Raw genomic sequence first — 1,757 nt, 5'->3', positions numbered from 1 at the left:
TAACCTACATTCCCGTGAATTTATACCTATGATGGGATCATCACGCCAAGCTCTTTGTACAGATCCATTTGTTTCTTGGTCATTTCACCAATTGATGCATCATGACCAGGTTGCCGGAATTGTTCAATGACATCTAAGTCATCAAGAACTTCTTGAAGTGTGTATCGTTTGAAGAGGTCATGATCGCTCATGGCTTTTTTTATGTACGAAAGATAGAACAGAGCAATAAACTGAACGAATAATTTGCCATCTAAGTTTTCCTCGGAAGAAACTGAGGTTCGTCTTAGATTTAACCGTTCTTTTAGATTCCCAAAGGCTTTCTCAATCATATCTTTGGTTCGGTAAATGTTAATGGCTTCAATGGGATCTTTGATCCCATTGGAGAGTAAAGCGAAATACCCATAATCCTGTTCCGCTTTTTCAATAGCTTCCTTTTTGGGTGTTAACGTAATACCTCGGACAGGTGTTTCTTTAATCATGTAGTATCGGGCATACAATTTTTCGTGATCTGGATTTCGACGACCTGAAATTAATTCTTCTTCAAGCACATCAAGGAGTTTATTAAAAGCCATTTTATCATCGGTGGCTTTTTGGTCATTGTAGTAAAGATGCAGATAAACCCGTTTTTTGGTTTTAATTACTTCACCAGAGCGTTTTTGAAGGCTTTCATAATTCCAATCGGTCATGAAGGATTGATAGTAAAGACCGATAGTCGACTGATAATGAGGCCTCGAAACCATAGTAGCCCGAACTTCTGCTAATTTCTTTTGAACAAATTTCAGTGAAGTACGCACACCTATAAGAAACTTGAGATGTTTTTCGTAGAATGCATTAATATTCTGCTCACTGTAGAATCCACGATCCATCACAATCTTAGTTTTCTTTTTCCCGAACAGTTCAAACTCCTTCAAAAGGTGCTGGATCGTTTTCACATCTGCGATGTTCCCTGGAAGTTTACGGTATGACACAGGAAGACCGGAGGTCTCACCAAACAAAAGAGCCATATTAATCTGTGGTAATGGATCATGGTCTTTGTTTTTTCCGTATTTCACTTGTTTCAAAGACTTGGAGTATGAAGAAATAGAGGTGGTATCATACGCTAAATACTCCTCTTGAATGCGGCGCTCAGCTTGTCGGTGAAAAAACTGCTGTTTGGCATCCTCAGTAATTGAACCAAAAAGATCGCTACTCCGTTGTGACGGGATATTTTTACCGAACGGATGAACATGTGTCCGTGCCCATTTGGGAAAGCGGCTTATTGAGTTTCGATCCTCCATGACTAAATAATAGGCTACCGACAGGATTTGCTTGTAGGTATCAGGAAAACAACGTTTGAGGTCCTCAGTAATTCCCAATTTTGTGCCAATGGTATCAAACAAATAGGTTGTTCCGTAAAATCGGCGTTCCGCTCGCTCTGTCGGAACTGGGCCTGGTTTTTTGGCGATCAATTCTTTCATCGTTTCGGAATATTTTTTGGAAGGGACGAAGTCCCCTGTTACGGGATCCAGTTTTCCAATGCACTTCCGGTTATTTCGTGCTTGTTTTTTTTCTTTATCCCAGTATCCTACTGATTCATAAACATAAGTAACACCATTCTTTTTATTCTTTAGATAGACAAGTGACATGAGAACGCCTCCAAACATTGGTATAATTATACCAATGTTTGGAGATAATGTCAAGTGAAAAAGCGTCCAAATCTCAATAATATCAAGGGATTCGGACGCTTTATTGTTATAAAATACCGGGAATGCAGGATA

1 protein-coding gene is annotated in these 1,757 nt (G+C 39.4%); it reads right to left on the bottom strand.

The genetic code is table 11. From position 1 onward, the window contains the following. Positions 1-26 precede the first annotated feature (26 nt). Positions 27-1,625, bottom strand: coding sequence for an IS1634 family transposase (locus NOM01_RS17005; RefSeq protein WP_483315993.1), 1,599 nt, complete (start codon positions 1,623-1,625; stop codon positions 27-29). Positions 1,626-1,757: the final 132 nt, after the last annotated feature.

Origin of the sequence: Sporolactobacillus sp. STSJ-5, assembly GCF_024385605.1 — a bacterium.
Lineage (GTDB): Bacteria > Bacillota > Bacilli > Bacillales > Sporolactobacillaceae > Sporolactobacillus.
This window is presented reverse-complemented; position numbering and strand designations above follow the sequence as displayed.